The organism is Acidisoma sp. 7E03 (assembly GCF_054665075.1).
Map to the genome: position 1 here is coordinate 1 of NZ_BAAFHE010000053.1, position 1,045 is coordinate 1,045.

1 protein-coding gene is annotated in these 1,045 nt (G+C 64.0%); it reads left to right on the plus strand.

Going from position 1 to position 1,045, the window contains the following annotated elements; translation table 11 throughout:
* Positions 1–281: 281 nt before the first annotated feature.
* The coding region (locus ACYQ6W_RS22610) for a cupin domain-containing protein (RefSeq protein WP_459678551.1) at positions 282–1,045 on the plus strand (764 nt) is incomplete at its 3' end.

The window sequence follows — 1,045 nt, forward strand, 5'->3', positions numbered from 1 at the left end:
CGAGGCCGAAGCACGCTACTATGCCAGCCTTGAGGTCATGTCCTTAGCCGCGTAACTTAAACCAAATGGCCTCCGGGAAACCCGGTGCGGTTCACAACCCCGCCAGTGCAAATCTTCAGCGTAGGAACGGATGACGTCTTTGCCCTCTGAAGCGGGGGCGCACACCCCTTCCCGCGGCATTTTCGGCCCTGCCCTGCCCGCCTGATGCTGTTACGGTCTGCTCGCCAGCGCATGCCCTCCCGGCGGGCCGAAGAAAAAACGATTGCGACAGGACAGAGCAGATGACGCCGAATGACGACGCGCTCACGGAAGACGCCCTCTATTACGACTACAGCTCCGCCGCCAACCCGATCCGCCAGGGGCTTATCCCCGGCGTCCCCTATCATTCCTTCTCCGGCCAGTTCTTCGAGGAAGGGCCGACGCGCATCCAGCCGCTCGACATCAGCGGCGCGCTCGGCTGCGAAGGCCCGGCCACCAGCCCCGCACTCTGCGCCAATTTTATCCGCATCCTCCGCGGCAGCGTGATGACGACGGCGGAAGCCACAAGCCAGCTCTTCTTCGTGCACAAGGGCTCCGGCCGCACCGATGCCTGCGGCGAAAGCATCTACTGGAGCAAGGGCGACTATCTTGTGCTGCCCGCGCACGGCCAGGCCATGCATTATGCCGAGGAAGAGGCCGGGCTCTACTGGGTGCATGATGCGCCGCTGCTGCGCTACCTCGGCGCGGCGCCGGCGGTGGAGCGCTTCAAGCCCACCCTCTTCGAATATTCCAAGGCCGAGACGAAGCTGGAGACGATCGCGAATGATCCGGTGAACTCCCAGGCCAACCGCGTCAGCGTGCTGCTCGCCGACCGTGCCTTCCCGCAGACCCGTACCGTCACCCATACGCTATGGGCGATGTTCGGCCTGCTGCCCGCCGGCAAGACGCAATATCCGCACCGCCACGAATCCGTGGCGCTCGATTTCGTCGTGGACTGCAAGCCTGGCTGCTACACCATGATCGGCACGGAACTCGACGAGACGGGGATGATCAAGAACGGCGTGCG